Raw genomic sequence first — 16,953 nt, 5'->3', positions numbered from 1 at the left:
TGTGGGGGGCACGTCAATCCGTACACCAGAAATCGCGGGGTCTCCCCTCACTTTCTGGTGTACCAGATAGGCTCAAGGTTCCCTCAAACCCTTGCAAATCTACATCTGGAACTTTGTCAGGGGCGACTAACGAGTGAGCTAAGCGGCCGCGCCTGCACCGAGGCGATGAGCGGAGCCGAGATAGCGAAATGCTGAGAGAGAGTGGAAGGCAATGCAGGCGGGGTCCGACTTGAGCGGAGGGTTAGGAGTTCAGGAACGAATGTCAGGTCTTTGATGGTGGGGGCAATTTCCAGACTACCTTCATTACGGTTTGAACCCGGACTGGAGATCCGCGATACAGAAATGGCTCGAATTTCCATCGGGATGCAAACCATACGCTCTCATGCCATAACTGAGATGGGCCACTGAGCGCCTTTGGAGCCACTGCATTCCCGGCTTCGTCGACCATAATTGAAACAATTACAGTGCCTTCAACGCGAGCATTCTTAGCAGCCGGAGGATAATCCGGTAGTGCTGGGGCATATAGCACTTTTAGGAGTTCAAATTTGACTGGCAGGGGCCCCCGCTGCTCTTCGTAAGAAGAACCACTAGCGACCCTCTTCGGTTCTTCCGCGCAGAGCGAGGAATTTAGGAAGAGGACCGTGAATCCTAGTGGAAGGAGTATTCGTTTGGTGCGTGGGATGACCATGGAACTCCTAACGAGTGAAGCTAAGCGGCACCGCCTGCACCGAGACGAACAGCGAAGCCGAGTTAGCGAAATGTTGAGAGAGAGCGGAAGGCAATGCAGGCGGGGTCCGACTTGAGCGAGAGGTTAGGCGCCTAGGCATTAGTGTGGCTCTTGAGAAGCGCAAGCGACATTTCCCAGTTGGCAGTGGAATCAAAAAAATCACGGGGCAATACGATACTATCGTTTACGCCATAATAAATCAGTGCGGTGATGCCATTGTTTTGTATGCGCTTGATGTCTTTCAATGGAATAGAAATCGCCACGAAATCACCTCGAAGTACCAGTCCATTTTCAGACACATCACCTGTGATTTGAGATTGGAACAAAGTCGTTTGCTGGTAATACCTTTTTCGCTCTGCATTGTTTGAGAACCAAAGTAGAGAAAACCCTAATGCTGCAAGGAAACAAGAGATTAGAAGGCCACCAGGCTTATACCCGAACTTAAACAAGCCATATCCGAGGCCAAAAAGTCCAACTGCAAATGGAACAGCCTTGGCAAATAGGGGCTTTTCAAGGTCATCCGCGGCCTTGAAGTGCTCGAATGTAACTTTGCCTTGGAACGGAATGGGCATGGTGGCGCCTAACGAATAAAGCTAAGCGGCCGCGCCTGCACCGAGACGATGAGCGAAGCCGGGATAGCGAGATGCTGAGAGAGAGCGGAGGCAATGCAGGCGTGGTCCGACTTGAGCGGAGAGTTAGGCGTCAGGATTGAATTCCCAATTTACTATTCCACGCTTTTTGGCGAGTTCGAAAACACCACTGTAGCCCCAGGAGATAATTGTGGGGCCAAATACGCGTTTACTGTTAATGCCATCCGGTGAATATATGTAATCTCGAATCGAGTTCAACCAATAGTCGAGTCCTTGAAGGTCACTCAGTTCGATCTGGCCGTTGTCGAGTAATTTAGAGATTGTCTCAAGATGATCAAAGAGTTTAATGAAGCAATTCCTGTATACCAATCCACGTGGATCTTTGAGCGTTGATGGATCTAAACGAGGTTTAACGGCAACACACAGTACCATTGGGTCATGTTGCATTACTCCAGGGAGATAGCTCAAGCCCTCTGATCGAAAAAGCTCTCTATACTCTTCCGGGATGATCAGTGGACCGACACCCCAGTCGAGAGCTTGGCATGCCAATGATAATGATTGATCAATACTCAGTTTTTCAACTAGCGTCGCTGCCAGGTCCTTAGATTTCCATTTTTGGGTTCGTCTGTATTGAAGAAACACATAGAATGCGCTGACTGCTCCAATTGCGGGTGTCGCGAGTTTGTTGGCGATTTCGACCCACTCAGGTATTTGCATATTAGAAACCTCCACACTCAGGTTGTAGGGACTCAAATATGTGACGCCTAACGATTCGAGCTAACCGGATCCCGCCTGCGCCGAGGCGCTGAACGGAGCCGAGGAAGCGGGTGGATGAGAGAGAGCGGAAGGGAAGGCAGGCGGGGTCCGAGTTGAGCGACCGGTTAGGCCGAACGCCGACCGACTGATGAACCGAGACGAAGAGACGGGCACGTTAGGCGGAGGTGGGCGGGTAAGGCCACGATACCGAATCCAACGGCCCAAGCGCTGAGAATGGAAAAGAGCGGAAGAACGGAAAGCCTGAAACAGCGGGAAGTGACGGTGAATAGATAACCCACTCTAGCGCGACGGGACCTCGGGGAAGTCATACCAGAAGAGGTTTTGGCCGAGCCCGCCCACGTCGGCCTAACGAATGAAGCTAAGCGGCCGCGCCTGCACCGAGGCGATAAGCGGAGCCGGGATAGCGAGATACTGAGAGAGAACGGAAGGCAATGCAGGCGGGGTCCGACTTGAGCGAGAGGTTAGGCAGTTGACGGTTGGGGCACTCATACGGACAGCCTGGGGTTACTGGCGCAAAATCTTGTCAATTGATTTGCCCTTTGCGAGTTCATCGATGAGCTTGTCGAGATACCGGATTTTCTGTGTCATGGGATCTTGAATGTCTTCGACGCGAATGCCGCAAACGACCCCCTTGATCTGAGAAGTGTTCGGGTTGATTGCTGGGGCTTGGTCGAAAAAGGATTGGAAATCGATGTTGATCGCTGCGTGGTGGCTGAGCTGCTCACGACTGTAGCCCGTCAACCAGCAGATGATTGTGTCTACCTCTTCCTTGGTCCGATTCTTTCGTTCGGCCTTTTGTACGTAAAGCGGATAGACGGTCGTGAAAAGAAGCTTTGAGATCTCGCGTGCGGACATAGTGACGTCTCTTGGCTTGGTTGTTTTAGGGATGCCTAACGAATGTGGCTAACCGGCACCGCCTGCACCGAACCGCTGAGCGGAGACGGGAAAGCCGGAAGATGAGAGAGAACGGAAGACAATGCAGGCGGGGTCCGAGTTGAGCTAAGGGTTAGGCCGACACGAAAGCCGTTCATGTGGATTGCCCATGAACTTTTGGGGCCTTGTTCTTTCGTAAATGACGATAGAGAACGTTGGTGGTGAGAATGATGATTAACCCGATGCCCGACGCGATCAAAGCATAGAACCTGTAAATGGAGCCGGAACTGGTGAAGAAGTAGGTGCACTGGATCGTGACCAACAGAGCAGAAGTGGTCATCCCGACTAGGGCGATACGATTTCTCAATCTGGATTTGGTCTGAGGTTGCATTGGCGGCCTAACGAAAGAAGCTAAGCGGCACCGCCTGCACCGAGATGACGAGCGGAGCCGAGTTAGCGAAATGCTGAGAGAGAACGGAAGGCAATGCAGGCGGGGTCCGACTTGAGCGGAGGGTTAGGCGTTGCTTCCGAGAACTATGGCAATTGAATCGATGAAATCAGTCTTTCTATCTGAGTGAGGTTCGGCGTAAATGAAGCCGGATTGAGTGCCTCAAGGATGGACTCTGCTGCTAGTAGGTATTTCCGATCAGAGTCACGGGGAATGTTATCAGCCGCACTCGCATCCTTCGGAAGTGAGGGGTTGGATATTGAAAGATAAAGATCGATGTACCATTCCCCATCATCCGAGAGCCCTTGATACGAACAATAGGTTTCATTGCTGTTGATAGGATTGCCATCGGATTCTTGGGTTTCCTGAGAAATGAAGAAAACCCCCTTGTGGGATGGGAAATTCAGATACTTCACTTTTGCGTGTATGGTTTGTTCGGAATCAGTTAAATTCCATTCAGGAATGGTCGAACCCAGTGGGAAGCGAAGAGGCTTTTTTGCTAAAAGAGGCCGAAGCTTCTCCACTGTAGAGGAAAGGTCGCTGTACAGCTTTTTGAATTCAGGTGTTCCTGAACCATGAATGGGAATCAGCCTGAGTTCGTTCATGTGTTCAAATTTGTTTGACGGATCAATCTTGAACTTGAACAAATAGTGCCGAGGAGCAATTGCCCATGGAAGTTGGCCTTCCATGTCTTTGTCGGTGTTCTGCGGCTCTATGGTTGCCTGACAATCGCGAAAATGAGTTTTGTCATATGAGACAGATGCCCGGGTTCCTTTGATGCTGGCCATCACGATGTTGCTTTGAGCCAATGCAAAAATGGAGCAATTCATGAGCATAAATGCGATAGCGCGATTTGAAGCAGTCATATGAATCCTGAGTGTATTGTTGGCAGGTTGCGACGCCTAACGAACGAAGCTAAGCGGCCCAACCTGCGACCGAAAAGCTAAACAGAGACGAGAAAGAAGGGAACAAGAGAGAGGAAACCAGGTCGTGCAGGTTGGGTCCGACTTGAGCGGAAGGTTAGGCGCTGGCTCAATGCGATTTTTGAGCACGAGTGGGAAGTGGCTGACCTGGATGAGAATTCTCCCACCATGCCTTCCAAGATGAGAATGAAACCCCAACCTTGACGCCCGTGAGCTGTTCCAGATCCTGAACGCAATGGGCGTGAGTGCAGATCATTCCGACATTGCCAGAAAGTTCTTCGTCCGGGAAAAGCCTAAGAGCTGAAATGAGGTGGGGGATAGAACTCTCATCGCCGTATGTTCCAAGTTCACCAAAGGCAAGATGAACATTGTTATCAGGCTTATCAGCAGAATCTAGGATTCGATGGTACTTCGCTCGCTTGTGGGCGATGACCTTCTTGGATTCCTTCGGAAGTTCGGAATTAGAGAATGCCGGTGCCGCCATCATTCCAAGGGCAAGGAATAAAGCGAGTGATTTGTGGTCGATCATCAGACGCCTAACGAAAGAAGCTCAGCGGACCAGGCGCTGGCGCCTGGGTCCGTTGCAGCGAGAGGTTAGGCCGAGCCCGAAGTAATGGTGCCCCGAGCGTGCACCACCTTGGGATTTGAGCCTGAATGGACGGGAGTGGGAGTTCATGCCGACGACCCCAAAGGGAAAGTGCCGGAGTTATTGCGTGAAATTGAAGGGCCAGGTGCTGAAGCAGCTTCGATGATGGCAGAAATCCATGGGCCGATTGTTGATGAGTAAGCAATAACGCCATTCTTGGATTGTTGAAGAATGAGAAATTACGTGAGTTGGCGTTGGTGGGTGACGAGATGACCAAGCTCGCGCAACCCGCGCGCACCCGGAGGACAGAAATAGACAGGCGAACGAGGCCTAACGAGTGAGCTAACCGGCCCTATTGCTGCGGGACACGGACGCTGAGTTGTTTGAGGACACTAACGCGCAGCAATAGGGTCCGAGTTGAGCGGAAGGTTAGGCCCGCATACACGATTCTTGATCAGCATTTTATATTACAATATCGACAGTGTAACCTTGTGCCGACGAATACGAGTCCTTGTTCCACGATGGCCCGCCTTCAATGGAAGCAAATTTGTCTTTTGCGATTTCTATCGATGCAATTTTGGCAATCTCCGTCAAACATTTTGCAATATGGCATCTTAATTTGTTCAAAGCGTCGAAATATATATTGATATTTTCGCCATCGATCAATCGATTGCGTTCCATGAAATCATTAAATGCGTTAATCGAGGTGATAATGTAATCGGTAAGATAAAATAGAGGTGTATTGATTGCCTTGATGAGTCGAAGTTCTTCGGCCACGAGATCCGACTTAATTTCTTTAAGGCATTGGATAGATTCATTGATGCATGAGGCGCAGCATTCACGCCCATTTAAAATTCTCCTGTTTATAACTTTCACAATAATTGATCCTGCTATTTGACTTTCGGCATCAGAAGGCTTAAACGATACACTGATTCCAAAAGGAAATGATAGTGATATTGAATCAATAATACTTGGTGTGCTTTCGGATTTTGACACCAGCCGTGCCTTATATTTGGGGATGGCGAACAGCGTTGTTGGTGCAGAATTTGGCATTGGCAAATCTCCAAAACAAGGGCCTAACGAAAGAGGCTAACCGGCACCGCCTGCGCCGAGGCGCTAAGCGAAGTCGAGGAAGCGGGAAGATGAGAGAGAGCGGAAGGAAATGCAGGCGGGGTCCGAGTTGAGCTAAGGGTTAGGCCGACCGGGGCTACTTTTTAGGAATGTGTTGGAAGAACTTGATCGGGTCAGAAAAGGCTTCTGAAATGATGTCTGACCAATCTGGATTTCTGAAGGAAATACCAACCACTGCATGTGTCGTTTCAATGAAGGTGGGGTCTGGCCAGGCTGAGTTGATTGAGAACCATAACGCCTCTGAGAGAGGCACATCGTTTTGCCAGGTTGAAATTTTCCACGGACCCGTTGGATGGATAGCCAGATCTTCAAGATCGATAAGATCATTAACTCGTTCGCACTCTTCGCCCCAGCAGCAGATGTAAGCACACCCAGCGCGGAATAGATCTAAAGCAATGGTTTTGATTTCATCATCGGTGGCTTCGGTACCATCAATTGCCAGACATGCGATGAAGTGACCAGTGATCTCTCTGAAGGCACCTTCGGGAATCTCGTAATGTCGTAAATGCAGTGCATAAAGGTCACGAGAGCCGAATTCGGAGTGTCCAAGCCTTTTGGCAATCGACATGGGGGCGGCCTAACGAATGAAGCTAAGCGGCCGCGCCTGCACCGAGACAATGAGCGGAGCCGAGATAGCGAAATGTTGAGAGAGAGCGGAAGGCAATGCAGGCGGGGTCCGACTTGAGCGGAGGGTTAGGCGCGTGTTTGTTCCATACAATCTTTGATTGCGGCCTTTAGAATAGCCAAGTCAATATCCTTAAGCGCTTTGAATTTGATGCAGTAACCAGTAATGCTCGCCTTTCCGATCGTGCGTGCATACCTTTCCTGCAAATACTTCTTGTCGTCTATCCCCATGATGTAGACCGATAGTCCCGTTGAATTCGCGCTAATACCTGCTTGATAAAACTCTTTGATTTTCCCACCGGCGTATTTTTTGATCAGCGTGCCATAACCTATGTTTGGGTTGGAAACTACCTTGCCGGTTTCGTCTTTGCCATCGAGAAACCAAAGCTTGCAACCTGGATTCATCTCGAGAATGGCGCCATGGAGCCTACGCATGTCTGTCTGCTTGGGTTCTGGTATCGATTCGAGATAACGATTGATCTGACCTTCTAGTGTCATCGCCTACCTCCGGGGAGATTGGTCAAGCGCCTAACGAATGAAGCTAAGCGGCCGCGCCTGCACCGAGACGATGGGCGGAGCCGGGATAGCGAAATGTTGAGAGAGAGCGGAAGGCAATGCAGGCGGGGTCCGACTTGAGCGGAGGGTTAGGCGTTCGAGCTTGAGGGTGGAGTTGTGCCAGCTGATTCTAAGGCAAAACGCACATAGGGAATTTGCAGTAGAAGGAATATGCCAAGCGCCCAGAAACCGGTTGCCACTCCGAAGATCAACCAGACCCAGCTAATGAAGAGTGATCGATGCGGTTTGTAGTAAAGCCAGATCCCGATTACAAGGTGCCCAATCAGGTAAGAAAGCCCACTAGCAACGGCGAGCGTTGCCACCAGTGATCGTGACCCGTGATCAACTGAATTCAATGCTGAGAAGTATGTGAAGAATGAGTGAAGAATAACTCCGAGCAACTCTGCCGGGAGAAGCCATAAAACGAGTCTCTCGATGGATTTCAAGGATGCTCCATGGGAACGCCTAACGAATGAAGCTAAGCGGCCGCGCCTGCACCGAGTCGGCGAGCGGAGCCGAGGTAGCGAAATGCTGAGAGAGAGCGGAAGGCAATGCAGGCGGGGTCCGACTTGAGCGGAGGGTTAGGTTGCTCACTGGATAATAATCGCCTTGAGAACACGATAGAACTTGAAGACACCAGCACCGATGCTTTGGGCAAATAATCCGACAGGTAGCGCAATGAACCCGATAACCCATGGAGTATGAATCAGAGATATAGACGCAGCGAGGATAACGACAGAGGTAATAAAACCAACCGGGAGTGCATAAGCGACAAGAACCCCGTGAATTTGTGGACCGGCTACCTTGAAGCGAATCTTTAGCCCCTGATGAAGCAAATCAACGAACAGAATGGGACCATTCTTGCCCGGTGGAACAGAGGTTAGATATCTATGGACAATCTTTTCGCCACGGTTGAAGACAGGAATGTGGTACTCCCTTGAGTGATAGTAGAGATCGAACTGTGCATCAGTTGGTAGAGCGCCATCAGCCACATGAAGAATTTTCCCGTAGGGTTCGGACCAGGTTGGGATGTAGGAAGAACCTGACAATTCGGTCTTCTCAGAAAGCATCATCGTTTCGGCTGAATAGACTTTGAACGTAATGTTCTCGTAATCTTTGCTAGTCGTATTTTCAATTGTAACAATCGAGGAAAACAAAGTTTCTACTGGGGTATTGTTCCAGGAAACTTTGATATTCCCGAAAATCGGGTCCTCGCTAGAAAGGGCAATCCGATCATGGGTGACGGTGTATTCGAGTTCGCGCACTCGATTACGAAGTAAGTTGAGCACGTAGCCAATCAAAACGCCCACCGCACCAAAGAAAGCCGAAAGGGTGATCTTGCTCGAGCAGAATCGGATTATGGCTTCTGGGTTCATGAGGGCAACCTAACGAATGAAGCTAAGCGGCCGCGCCTGCACCGAGGCGATGAGCGGAGCCGGGATAGCGAAATGATGAGAGAGAACGGAAGGCAACGCAGGCGGGGTCCGACTTGAGCGGAGGGTTAGCCATCGTGACTACTCGGCCTCGCTCGGTTCAAATGCCTGAAGAATTGGTTCCATCTGCTCCCGGTCATTCTTCCAATCCGAGTCGAATGAAGTGGCTACGGCGCTAAACATAGTTCCAGTTTTTTCATTGCCAATTGTAAGGCTGAGAATATGAAGAAGCTTCCCATCTTCACGCGGCCCAATGAATTCGGCTCGCAAGCAACGAAACGGTCCTTTGTTCATTTCATTCAGGCTGAGCACCTTCCCGGCTCCAGCGACCTGATCCTTTACCTTCTTAATGTATTGGGAAATGGGTACACCTAACTTTACGGGGGCATTCTTCATCATGAGAATGCCTACGCCAACATTTTGGAATTCTGCGGGTTTCCCATTTTTTGTAATCGAAACCAGGACAAGCGATCCCTTATCCTCTTCCAGTAGCTCCCAACCCTTTGGAACGAGAACTTCCGCTTTTATGAGCCGACAATTCTGCTTTGTATGACTAGGAGCGGTCGAAGGCGGTTCTTGCGATCCCGCTATCGACAAAACTGTAATCGCGGTGAAGAGCATTTGTGTGTAGGGCATATCTAAAGGGTTCCTCCAGATGGCTAACGAATGAAGCTCAGCGGACCAGGCGCTGGCGCCTGGGTCCGCTGCAGCGAGAGGTTAGGCGCGGCGTGAAATGAGTGCGAGTGCGACCCGAATTGCCGCGCCAAGGGTTCTGAGAATTGAAGAGCAAAGAACGAGTGAGGCAGGAAGAAGGCTTGAACTGCTGGGCGTGGACCCAGGTTACCTGAACGATGGCATATGCTCAGGCGTTTCTGGGTGGGCCACCGCGAACGGTGCTGAAACACGGCGCGAACGGTAACAGCGGACGAAAAGAGCGAAAAGATCGATTACGCCTAACGAAAGCAGCTAAGCGGCACCGCCTGCACCGAGGCGCCGAACGTAGCCGAGATAGCAAAATGTTGAGAGAGAACGCAAGGCAATGCAGGCGGGGTCCGACTTGAGCGGAGGGTTAGGGCGTGGATCGTGAATGTAGATCTACCATCGGCCATTAGGACCAGCATACCGAATTGAAAACTTAGCTGATTCGGAAGAAGAATTGATTTCAATCAAAACTCTGCAATGTACCTTTCTTCCTACCGATTCGTTTGATAATAGAAGTTCGCCAGGCTTAAACTCTAACGAATTCAACCATTCAGTTACTTGTTTGATAACAGATGCTGAACCAGAAATGAGTTTAATTCCTTCGACTTTCCCATCTGGGTTGACAATTATCTCTATGAGGGTCTTAGACACGAATTCAGTTTGTGCGGATATCGATGGCAATTCGGGAGCACGAATCAAAGAGGGCTGGACCAGGGTGGCACTGACCTTCGGAGGCTGGGTGGCTGCTGGTTGCTGGCAAGCAGCCATTGAAAAGAGAAACAGTGTAATTGCTAGATATCTTTGTGACTGCTGGGCGAAATCATGAGTCATAGTTTGAGCCCTAACGAAGGAAGCTCAGCGGACCAGGCGCTGGCGCCTGGGTCCGTTGCAGCGAGAGGTTAGGCCGAGCCCGAAGTAATGGTGCCCCGAGCGTGCACCACCTTGGGATTTGAGCCTGAATGGATGGGAGCGAAAGTTCATGCCGACGACCCCAAAGGGAAAGTGCCGGAGTTATTGCGTGGAGTTGAAGGATCNTTGCCCGGAGCCCGGGTTTGGTTGTGGAGAGTTGACGCCTAACGAAAGAAGCTCAGCGGACCAGGCGCTGGCGCCTGGGTCCGTTGCAGCGAGAGGTTAGGCCGAGCCCGAAGTAATGGTGCCCCGAGCGTGCACCACCTTGGGATTTGAGCCTGAATGGATGGGAGCGAAAGTTCATGCCGACGACCCCAAAAGCGAAAGTGCCGGAGTTATTGCGTGGAGTTGAAGGATCGGGCATTGAAGCAGGCTCAATGATGACAGAAATCCATGGGCCGACTGTTGATGAGTAAGCAATAACGCCATTCTTGGATTGCTGAAGAATGGGGAATCGCACGGATCGGCGCTGGTGCATGACGAGAGGACCGGGCCTGCGTGACCCGCGCACACCCAGAAGACAGCATTGAACGGGTGAACGAGGCCTAACGAAAGCAGCTAAGCGGCACCGCCTGCGCCGAGACGACGAGCGGAGCCGAGGTAGCGAAATGCTGAGAGAGAGCGGAAGGCAATGCAGGCGGGGTCCGACTTGAGCGAGAGGTTAGGCCGATGCGAGCTGATTGTTTAATAATATCGGGCCACAACGGCGGAAACGACCGTACAGAGGCCAAGTATGAGGTTGGTGGCGACCAACCAGCGAATTGTATTCATGGTGGTCGGAGCCTCTGGCCAAGCCGAAGCTAGGCAGCGAGTTCGTAACCTTGGGTACAGAACCAGGTAGACATAGCCGAATATGAAAGTCATGACCAATCCGATGGCAGCCATGACAAGCCATCCGACGGGCGCCACTCGAATTCCTATTTCGAGAAGAAGAATGAAACCACTAACCACTAAGATAGCTACGGCTGTAGCGATGGATGGTAGGAAGCGATCGAGAGTTGCGACCCAAAGTGGTAATCGTTTCGGTGGATCAAGAGCCTCATTTGCAGCGGGCCGGAGACAGAAATAGGCAAACCACATTCCACCGAGCCAGACTATTGCTCCGAGCAGGTGAAGAAGAAGGTAGAGACCGCGAATAAATGGTGTCATGTAATCACCTCGATTCCAGCGGGCTAACGAAAGAAGCTCAGCGGACCAGGCGCTGGCGCCTGGGTCCGTTGCAGCGAGAGGTTAGGCCGAGCCCAAAGTAATGGTGCCCCGAGCATGCATCATATTGGGGTTTGAGCCTGAATGGATGAGAGCGGGAATTCATGCCGACGACCCCAAAGGGAAAGTGCCGGAGTTATTGCGTGGAGTTGAAGGATCGGGCGCTGAAGCAGCTTCAATGATGGCAGAAATCCATGGGCCGACTGTTGATGAGTAAGCAATAACGCCATTCTTGGATTGCTGAAGAATGGGGAATCGCACGGATCGGCGCTGGTGAATGACGAGGCGACCGGGCCTGCGTGACCCGTACACACCCAGAAGACAGCATTGAACGGGCGAACGAGGCCTAACGAATGAAGCTAAGCGGCCGCGCCTGCACCGAGACGAAGAGCGGAGCCGAGATAGCGAAATGTTGAGAGAGAGCGGAAGGCAACGCAGGCGGGGTCCGACTTGAGCGGAGGGTTAGGCGTTCGGGCTTGAGGATGAAGATGTGCCTTCCGATTCTAGGGCAAAACGCACATAGGGTATTTGCAGCAGGAGGAATATTCCGAGTGCCCAGAAACCGGTGGTGACTCCGAAGATCAACCAGACCCAACTAATGAAGAGTGAGCGGTGCGGCTTGTAGTAAAGCCAAATCCCAATTACGAGATGCCCAATCAAATAGGAAAGACCGCTAGCAACGGCGAGTGTTGCCACCAGTGATCGCGACCCGTGATCAACTGAATTCCATGCTGAGAAGTATTGAAAGACGGAGTGAAGAATGACTCCGAGCAGTTCTGCTGGGAGAAGCCATAAAACGAGTTTCTCGATGGATTTCAAGGATGCTCCTGGGAACGCCTAACGAGTGAGCTAAGCGGCCGCGCCTGCACCGAGACGATGAGCGGAGTCGAGATAGCGAGATGCTGAGAGAGAGCGGAAGACAATGCAGGCGGGGTCCGACTTGAGCGGAGGGTTAGGGCGATCACAATTTGCCCGAGTCGAGAAGAAGGTGAAGTTCCTCGAACTCATCGAGTGTGCCACGAAGGATTTCGATGATTTCTGGGTGATTGCCTTTGCCATCGCTGATGAAATGCATTCGTCTGGAGGTTCCGCCGGTTATGGTTACTTGGCCAAAATAATCGGTTTGGGAGGCACTAGAGTGTTTGTGTTTGGTCAAGATGCGATGTTTTACGGTATTTGCTAAATCAGCTGTAATACAGATGTAATTGGAGTCAGATATATATTTTTCGATTTTTTCGGCATATTGTGGATATTGGACCTTGAGCCAGTCTTTCTCATTCCATAGGAAGGTCAGAAGTGTCTTAACTTGACTGTCAAATTCGGATTGGGATGGTTTGAAGTGAACCCAATTGACAACCTTCTCCCAAACACGGAGAACTTCATGCCAATTTGAACTTCCGTCGTGGTGTGGGATCAAAGCCATGGGAGGGAGCCCTAACGAATGAAGCTAACCGGCCCCGCCTGCACCGAGGCGATGAACGGAGCCGAGGAAGCGAGAAGTTGAGAGAGAGCGAAAGGCAATGCAGGCGGGGTCCGAGTTGAGCGCAGGGTTAGGCGGTTGGGTTATTGGGTGCCTGATCTTTTTTAATTGCTCCGGCGATCCTCACACGAGCTGTGTGTTCAATTTGAGAAAACCACCATGCGATAGGACTGCATAAAGAGATGAATATCGAAATCCAAAGAAATGGCTTAAGAGTAGAATCCCACTTTGAAGAAATCACTAAAATGATGAGTACTATAATGGCAATATTTGCATTAAGAAAGGCTGCCCGTGAGATGCTTGTTCTAAGGTTTGTTTGGCTGAATTCTCTGAAAGCAGTCTCAGAGGACCAAATTCTGTCTTGAGCGGCGCGCCAATCACCTGGGGCCATCGTTGCAATATGGCGCGCGTACCACTTTCGAGGGCCAGATGTTTTCCCGACAACAAGTTTTTCGAGAGAGAATGAAAGTGATTCAACGAATGCCCCGATTACATATGTTCCAAACACGATCAGAAGATGATGTGAAAGGGGAGCTTTTCCTAAGAAGTCAAAAATTTGAGTGACTCGTAAGGAGTAAGACCCGCATATTATTGGCAGGATCCAGAGCCAAGCTAGGCTGCCGACAACAAGCAATTCTGTTAAGAGTGCAGTCGATGTGAACATGAAACCGCCTAACGAAGGAAGCTAAGCGACCCCGCCTGCACCGAGCCGATGAGCAGAGCCGAGATAGCGAGTGGTTGAGAGAGAACGGAAGGCAGCGCAGGCGGGGTCCGCTTGAGCGAGAGGTTAGGCCGGCCGTGTACCAATTCGGAAGACGCCAATTGGATTGAATTCAATGACATGTTCGAAAGCATTGTCCCACAAACAAACTGATCCGGTGCTTAGGTGTTCTCGAACCGCTGAGGCCGCAGATTCAATGGAAATGGATCGGCAATCATGCCGTTGAGCGACGAGGAATAGCGGGCCTGATTTGAGGTATTGATCAATTTGTTCGCCCACGAAGAGCGTGCGGAACTCAGAGGTAGAGCCGCATGAACGCCACTCATTGTTTTCGGTATTGGCCCACACAACTAGGCGTAGGTGGTGCCGAGATGCATTGAGAATGGCCTGGGAGTCCATCGGCGGCCTAACGAATGAAGCTAAGCGGCCGCGCCTGCACCGAGGCGACGAGCGGAGCCGAGATAGCCAAATGATGAGAGAGAACGGAAGGCAATGCAGGCGGGGTCCGACTTGAGCGAAAGGTTAGGCGGTCGGTATACATTGAGATTACTTGATTGCATTGCTATTTGAGCTCCTGAACTTTGAAATCAATTAAAGCTGTTGACCCATTGTTTGTGGTGGTGATGTGGGGAGTAAATTGGGTGATAAGCCCGCCACGAATGAATATTGTGAAAGAGGTTTTGGATACTTGTTTGATGTCTGCAACCGTCAGATTCTGACCATGCAAAACTAATTTTCTATCAGATTGGATCCTTGGATTCGTGCTGACGTACACGTTTGTTATGTCCGAATCCATTGCAGCTAGACCGTAGAATGTTTCAATTATAAAAATAACTCCAGCGTCCTTGATGTTGATTTCCCTTGTTTCATCCGGGTGGCCCTTGGAGCAACCAACCATGGTGCATAGGACGATGGGTATTGCTATGAACCGTGCCGGTCTTGCTGGATGTTTGTTCATAGCGCTTACCGCCTAACGAATGAAGCTAAGCGGCCACGCCTGCACCGAGGCGATGGGCGAAGCCGAGATAGCGAAATGTTGAGAGAGAGCGGAAGGCAATGCAGGCGGGGTCCGACTTGAGCGGAGGGTTAGACCGCCCGTCCGAGATAGGAAAGTATCGCAACGGCGAGTAGACCAACCCAGCCTGGATGTTTGCCTCTTGTGCCAACGAGTACGAGCATTGAACCACCAAAGAAGGCAAAGATTGATGCGTTGAGAACGACGACTTGAATAGACTTGATGTGATTTGAGAGTGAAAAAAGAATACCTGCGAAGGCAATACCGAAAACACTAGCCAGGTGCCATGTTGCCTAAAGGATTCTTACGTTTCGAGATTGTAGTGGTGGTGCTGGGTTCGTAGGAATCGCGCCAGTGTTTCGGAGCTTCTGGAAAATTACAATTTCGCCGATCACAGAATGAGCAAGGGATACGACTAGCGCGACGAGTGCCGAAGCGAATAAGCAGAAATCCATGCGGGCTCCTGGTAAGGCGGGCTAACGAATGAAGCTAAGCGGCACCGCCTGCACCGAGGCGCTGGGTGGAGCCGAGGTAGCGAAATGCTGAGAGAGAACGGAAGGCAATGCAGGCGGGGTCCGACTTGAGCGAGGGGTTAGGCGCGAGACGCCCGATGGTACATGTGCTTGAACCAATAGTAGGACATAGCGAATACATTGAAGACCAAGAGGCAGATTAGCCAAATTTTCTTGGAATCAGTCGTGATCCGTGGATTAGCGCGAAGGTGAGGGATGTAGACAATGAGCAGCCCAATCACGAAGAGTGGCCACGCCACGGTTAGCACTCTCGACCATTGCCCAATTGCGGTGTCGATGATTGGGAAGATCAGGAACACCAGCGCCAAGGCCGCCGTGAGAATTCCAAGAACGGACGCTCGTGCACGAGACATGGTTGGCGCCTAACGAAACCAGCTAAGTGGCCCAACCTGCGACCGACAGCTAAACAGAGACGAGAAAGACGGAACACGAGAGATGAAAGTAGGTAGTGCAGGTTGGGTCCGACTTGAGCGAAGGGTTAGGCCGATGGACGCAATATGCAATTTGATCATTTGGTTTCATTATCATCAGATAGAAATTCTTGCCAATCATCTGGCCGCCCTGCAGCCTCTGCCTTAGCTCTCGCTTTATCACCAGGGGTCAGAACTTTGTAATCAGAGAGTTTTGATAATTCCTCTTTATCTAAAAAACGCTTCCAGAAAATAAATCTAACAGCGACCAAGTTTATCAAAAAATATAGAAGACCCCAGGTTAATGTGTTTTTTATTGTGACGAGTATAGACCAGTCATTTCCCTGTGAACCCACCGAATTCAAAAAATAAAGAGGGAATGTTGCGAACGCACAAATAATTGCTGCTGTGCGAAGGTCAAGTTTTTTTCTAGACCAAGCAGCAATTATTGAAATAAGCAAAAAGAAAATCATTGTTTGGCTCCTTTATGCTGGGGATGTTTATGAGGGCAAAGATGGCTATTGGTGCGCGGCCATGAAAGACCAGGCTTTCCAGACGGTCAAGATTGGTTCGTAGAGTGAATTCCAATCATGATCGACATTAGAAGTGGGGTCGTTTGCAAACCATTGGACACTGATTGCCTCTGTAAAATTTGGACCAGATAACCTTTGATTTTGTACCAACCCATGTTTCCAGGCTTCTTGAAAAAGCGGGAAGAGTGATGAGAACTGCTCATTGGTTTCGATAGTGCGGAATTCTTTAGCATGCCATTGGCGAAGAAGTTGCATTGCTTTGATTACTATTTCTTGCTCAGTCATAAGTACCTCAAGTTAAGGCCTAACGAAAGAAGCTCAGCGGACCAGGCGCTGGCGCCTGGGTCCGTTGCAGCGAGAGGTTAGGCCGAGCCCAAAGTAATGGTGCCCCGAGCATGCACCACATTGGGGTTTGAGCCTGAATGGATGAGAGCGGGAATTCATGCCGACGACCCCAAAGGGAAAGTGCCGGAGTTATTGCGTGGAGTTGAAGGATCGGGCGCTGAAGCAGCTTCAATGATGGCAGAAATCCATGGGCCGACGGTTGATGAGTAAGCAATAACGCCATTCTTGGATTGCTGAAGAATGGGGAATCGCACGGATCGGCGCTGGTGCATGACGAGACGACCGGGCCTGCGTGGCCCGCACACACCCAGAAGACAGCATTGAACGGGCGAACGAGGCCTAACGAAAGAAGCTCAGCGGACCAGGCGCTGGCGCCTGGGTCCGTTGCAGCGAGAGGTTAGGCCGAGCCCGAAGTAATGGTGCCCCGAGCGT

General features: G+C 50.8%; 19 protein-coding genes. All 19 read right to left on the bottom strand.

Annotated features, from left to right (window positions below):
* Positions 1–262: 262 nt before the first annotated feature.
* The 19 genes from QSJ34_RS18675 to QSJ34_RS18340 all read right to left on the bottom strand — a co-directional run bounded on the left by QSJ34_RS18675 (position 263) and on the right by QSJ34_RS18340 (position 16,461).
* Positions 263–688 carry an energy transducer TonB gene (locus QSJ34_RS18675; protein WP_420798890.1) on the bottom strand — a complete coding sequence of 142 codons (426 nt, stop codon included), beginning with the start codon at positions 686–688 and terminating at the stop codon, positions 263–265.
* Positions 689–819: 131 nt separating this feature from the next.
* Entirely contained in the window at positions 820–1,299 is a 480-nt protein-coding gene (locus tag QSJ34_RS18420; RefSeq protein WP_285578150.1) for a hypothetical protein, read from the bottom strand.
* A 123-nt stretch (positions 1,300–1,422) separates the two neighbouring features.
* The gene (locus QSJ34_RS18415; RefSeq protein WP_285578149.1) at positions 1,423–2,070 is read right to left on the bottom strand and encodes a hypothetical protein; all 648 of its coding nucleotides are present in this window, start codon (positions 2,068–2,070) and stop codon (positions 1,423–1,425) included.
* A 528-nt stretch (positions 2,071–2,598) separates the two neighbouring features.
* Positions 2,599–2,949, bottom strand: a complete 351-nt coding sequence (locus QSJ34_RS18410; protein WP_285578147.1) for a DUF2200 domain-containing protein — start codon at positions 2,947–2,949, stop codon at positions 2,599–2,601.
* 552 nt (positions 2,950–3,501) lie between these two features.
* Positions 3,502–4,281, bottom strand: coding sequence for a hypothetical protein (locus tag QSJ34_RS18405; RefSeq protein ID WP_285578145.1), 780 nt, complete (start codon positions 4,279–4,281; stop codon positions 3,502–3,504).
* Between the two features lie 166 nt (positions 4,282–4,447).
* Positions 4,448–4,867, bottom strand: a complete 420-nt coding sequence (locus QSJ34_RS18400) for a hypothetical protein (protein WP_285578143.1) — start codon at positions 4,865–4,867, stop codon at positions 4,448–4,450.
* A gap of 519 nt (positions 4,868–5,386) precedes the next feature.
* Entirely contained in the window at positions 5,387–5,977 is a 591-nt protein-coding gene (locus tag QSJ34_RS18395) for a hypothetical protein (protein WP_285578141.1), read from the bottom strand.
* A 154-nt stretch (positions 5,978–6,131) separates the two neighbouring features.
* Positions 6,132–6,623 (bottom strand): DUF7684 family protein, encoded by a 492-nt coding sequence (locus QSJ34_RS18390; RefSeq protein ID WP_285578139.1) that lies wholly within the window; start codon positions 6,621–6,623, stop codon positions 6,132–6,134.
* A 125-nt stretch (positions 6,624–6,748) separates the two neighbouring features.
* Entirely contained in the window at positions 6,749–7,177 is a 429-nt protein-coding gene (locus QSJ34_RS18385) for a hypothetical protein (protein WP_285578137.1), read from the bottom strand.
* 647 nt (positions 7,178–7,824) lie between these two features.
* Positions 7,825–8,610 carry a hypothetical protein gene (locus QSJ34_RS18380; RefSeq protein WP_285578135.1) on the bottom strand — a complete coding sequence of 262 codons (786 nt, stop codon included), beginning with the start codon at positions 8,608–8,610 and terminating at the stop codon, positions 7,825–7,827.
* A 138-nt stretch (positions 8,611–8,748) separates the two neighbouring features.
* Positions 8,749–9,303, bottom strand: coding sequence for a hypothetical protein (locus tag QSJ34_RS18375; protein ID WP_285578133.1), 555 nt, complete (start codon positions 9,301–9,303; stop codon positions 8,749–8,751).
* 459 nt (positions 9,304–9,762) lie between these two features.
* Positions 9,763–10,200, bottom strand: a complete 438-nt coding sequence (locus QSJ34_RS18370) for an energy transducer TonB (protein WP_285578130.1) — start codon at positions 10,198–10,200, stop codon at positions 9,763–9,765.
* A gap of 762 nt (positions 10,201–10,962) precedes the next feature.
* Positions 10,963–11,358, bottom strand: coding sequence for a CopD family protein (locus QSJ34_RS18670; protein ID WP_420798891.1), 396 nt, complete (start codon positions 11,356–11,358; stop codon positions 10,963–10,965).
* 588 nt (positions 11,359–11,946) lie between these two features.
* Entirely contained in the window at positions 11,947–12,303 is a 357-nt protein-coding gene (locus tag QSJ34_RS18365; RefSeq protein WP_285578127.1) for a hypothetical protein, read from the bottom strand.
* A gap of 142 nt (positions 12,304–12,445) precedes the next feature.
* Positions 12,446–12,907 carry a hypothetical protein gene (locus QSJ34_RS18360; protein ID WP_285578126.1) on the bottom strand — a complete coding sequence of 154 codons (462 nt, stop codon included), beginning with the start codon at positions 12,905–12,907 and terminating at the stop codon, positions 12,446–12,448.
* Between the two features lie 127 nt (positions 12,908–13,034).
* Positions 13,035–13,628 (bottom strand): hypothetical protein, encoded by a 594-nt coding sequence (locus QSJ34_RS18355; protein WP_285578125.1) that lies wholly within the window; start codon positions 13,626–13,628, stop codon positions 13,035–13,037.
* Between the two features lie 619 nt (positions 13,629–14,247).
* Positions 14,248–14,643, bottom strand: coding sequence for a hypothetical protein (locus QSJ34_RS18350; protein ID WP_285578123.1), 396 nt, complete (start codon positions 14,641–14,643; stop codon positions 14,248–14,250).
* Positions 14,644–15,741: 1,098 nt separating this feature from the next.
* Positions 15,742–16,116 carry a hypothetical protein gene (locus QSJ34_RS18345; RefSeq protein WP_285578122.1) on the bottom strand — a complete coding sequence of 125 codons (375 nt, stop codon included), beginning with the start codon at positions 16,114–16,116 and terminating at the stop codon, positions 15,742–15,744.
* A 45-nt stretch (positions 16,117–16,161) separates the two neighbouring features.
* A complete protein-coding gene (locus tag QSJ34_RS18340) occupies positions 16,162–16,461 on the bottom strand; it encodes a hypothetical protein (protein ID WP_285578119.1) in 300 nt (99 codons plus the stop codon).
* Between the last annotated feature and the right edge of the window lie 492 nt (positions 16,462–16,953).

It is taken from the genome of Geothrix limicola (genome assembly GCF_030268085.1).
GTDB lineage: Bacteria > Acidobacteriota > Holophagae > Holophagales > Holophagaceae > Geothrix > Geothrix limicola.
This window is presented reverse-complemented; position numbering and strand designations above follow the sequence as displayed.

Excerpts from the sequence above, each read along its gene's own strand:
- QSJ34_RS18675 (WP_420798890.1), bottom strand. The coding sequence starts at position 688 with ATGGTCATCCCACGCACCAAACGAATACTCCTTCCACTAGGATTCACG.
- QSJ34_RS18370 (WP_285578130.1), bottom strand. The coding sequence starts at position 10,200 with ATGACTCATGATTTCGCCCAGCAGTCACAAAGATATCTAGCAATTACA.
- QSJ34_RS18405 (WP_285578145.1), bottom strand. The coding sequence starts at position 4,281 with ATGACTGCTTCAAATCGCGCTATCGCATTTATGCTCATGAATTGCTCC.
- QSJ34_RS18420 (WP_285578150.1), bottom strand. The coding sequence starts at position 1,299 with ATGCCCATTCCGTTCCAAGGCAAAGTTACATTCGAGCACTTCAAGGCC.
- QSJ34_RS18350 (WP_285578123.1), bottom strand. The coding sequence starts at position 14,643 with ATGAACAAACATCCAGCAAGACCGGCACGGTTCATAGCAATACCCATC.
- QSJ34_RS18355 (WP_285578125.1), bottom strand. The coding sequence starts at position 13,628 with ATGTTCACATCGACTGCACTCTTAACAGAATTGCTTGTTGTCGGCAGC.
- QSJ34_RS18375 (WP_285578133.1), bottom strand. The coding sequence starts at position 9,303 with ATGCCCTACACACAAATGCTCTTCACCGCGATTACAGTTTTGTCGATA.
- QSJ34_RS18670 (WP_420798891.1), bottom strand. The coding sequence starts at position 11,358 with ATGTGGTTTGCCTATTTCTGTCTCCGGCCCGCTGCAAATGAGGCTCTT.
- QSJ34_RS18345 (WP_285578122.1), bottom strand. The coding sequence starts at position 16,116 with ATGATTTTCTTTTTGCTTATTTCAATAATTGCTGCTTGGTCTAGAAAA.
- QSJ34_RS18380 (WP_285578135.1), bottom strand. The coding sequence starts at position 8,610 with ATGAACCCAGAAGCCATAATCCGATTCTGCTCGAGCAAGATCACCCTT.
- QSJ34_RS18360 (WP_285578126.1), bottom strand. The coding sequence starts at position 12,907 with ATGGCTTTGATCCCACACCACGACGGAAGTTCAAATTGGCATGAAGTT.
- QSJ34_RS18390 (WP_285578139.1), bottom strand. The coding sequence starts at position 6,623 with ATGTCGATTGCCAAAAGGCTTGGACACTCCGAATTCGGCTCTCGTGAC.
- QSJ34_RS18385 (WP_285578137.1), bottom strand. The coding sequence starts at position 7,177 with ATGACACTAGAAGGTCAGATCAATCGTTATCTCGAATCGATACCAGAA.
- QSJ34_RS18340 (WP_285578119.1), bottom strand. The coding sequence starts at position 16,461 with ATGACTGAGCAAGAAATAGTAATCAAAGCAATGCAACTTCTTCGCCAA.
- QSJ34_RS18400 (WP_285578143.1), bottom strand. The coding sequence starts at position 4,867 with ATGATCGACCACAAATCACTCGCTTTATTCCTTGCCCTTGGAATGATG.
- QSJ34_RS18395 (WP_285578141.1), bottom strand. The coding sequence starts at position 5,977 with ATGCCAAATTCTGCACCAACAACGCTGTTCGCCATCCCCAAATATAAG.
- QSJ34_RS18410 (WP_285578147.1), bottom strand. The coding sequence starts at position 2,949 with ATGTCCGCACGCGAGATCTCAAAGCTTCTTTTCACGACCGTCTATCCG.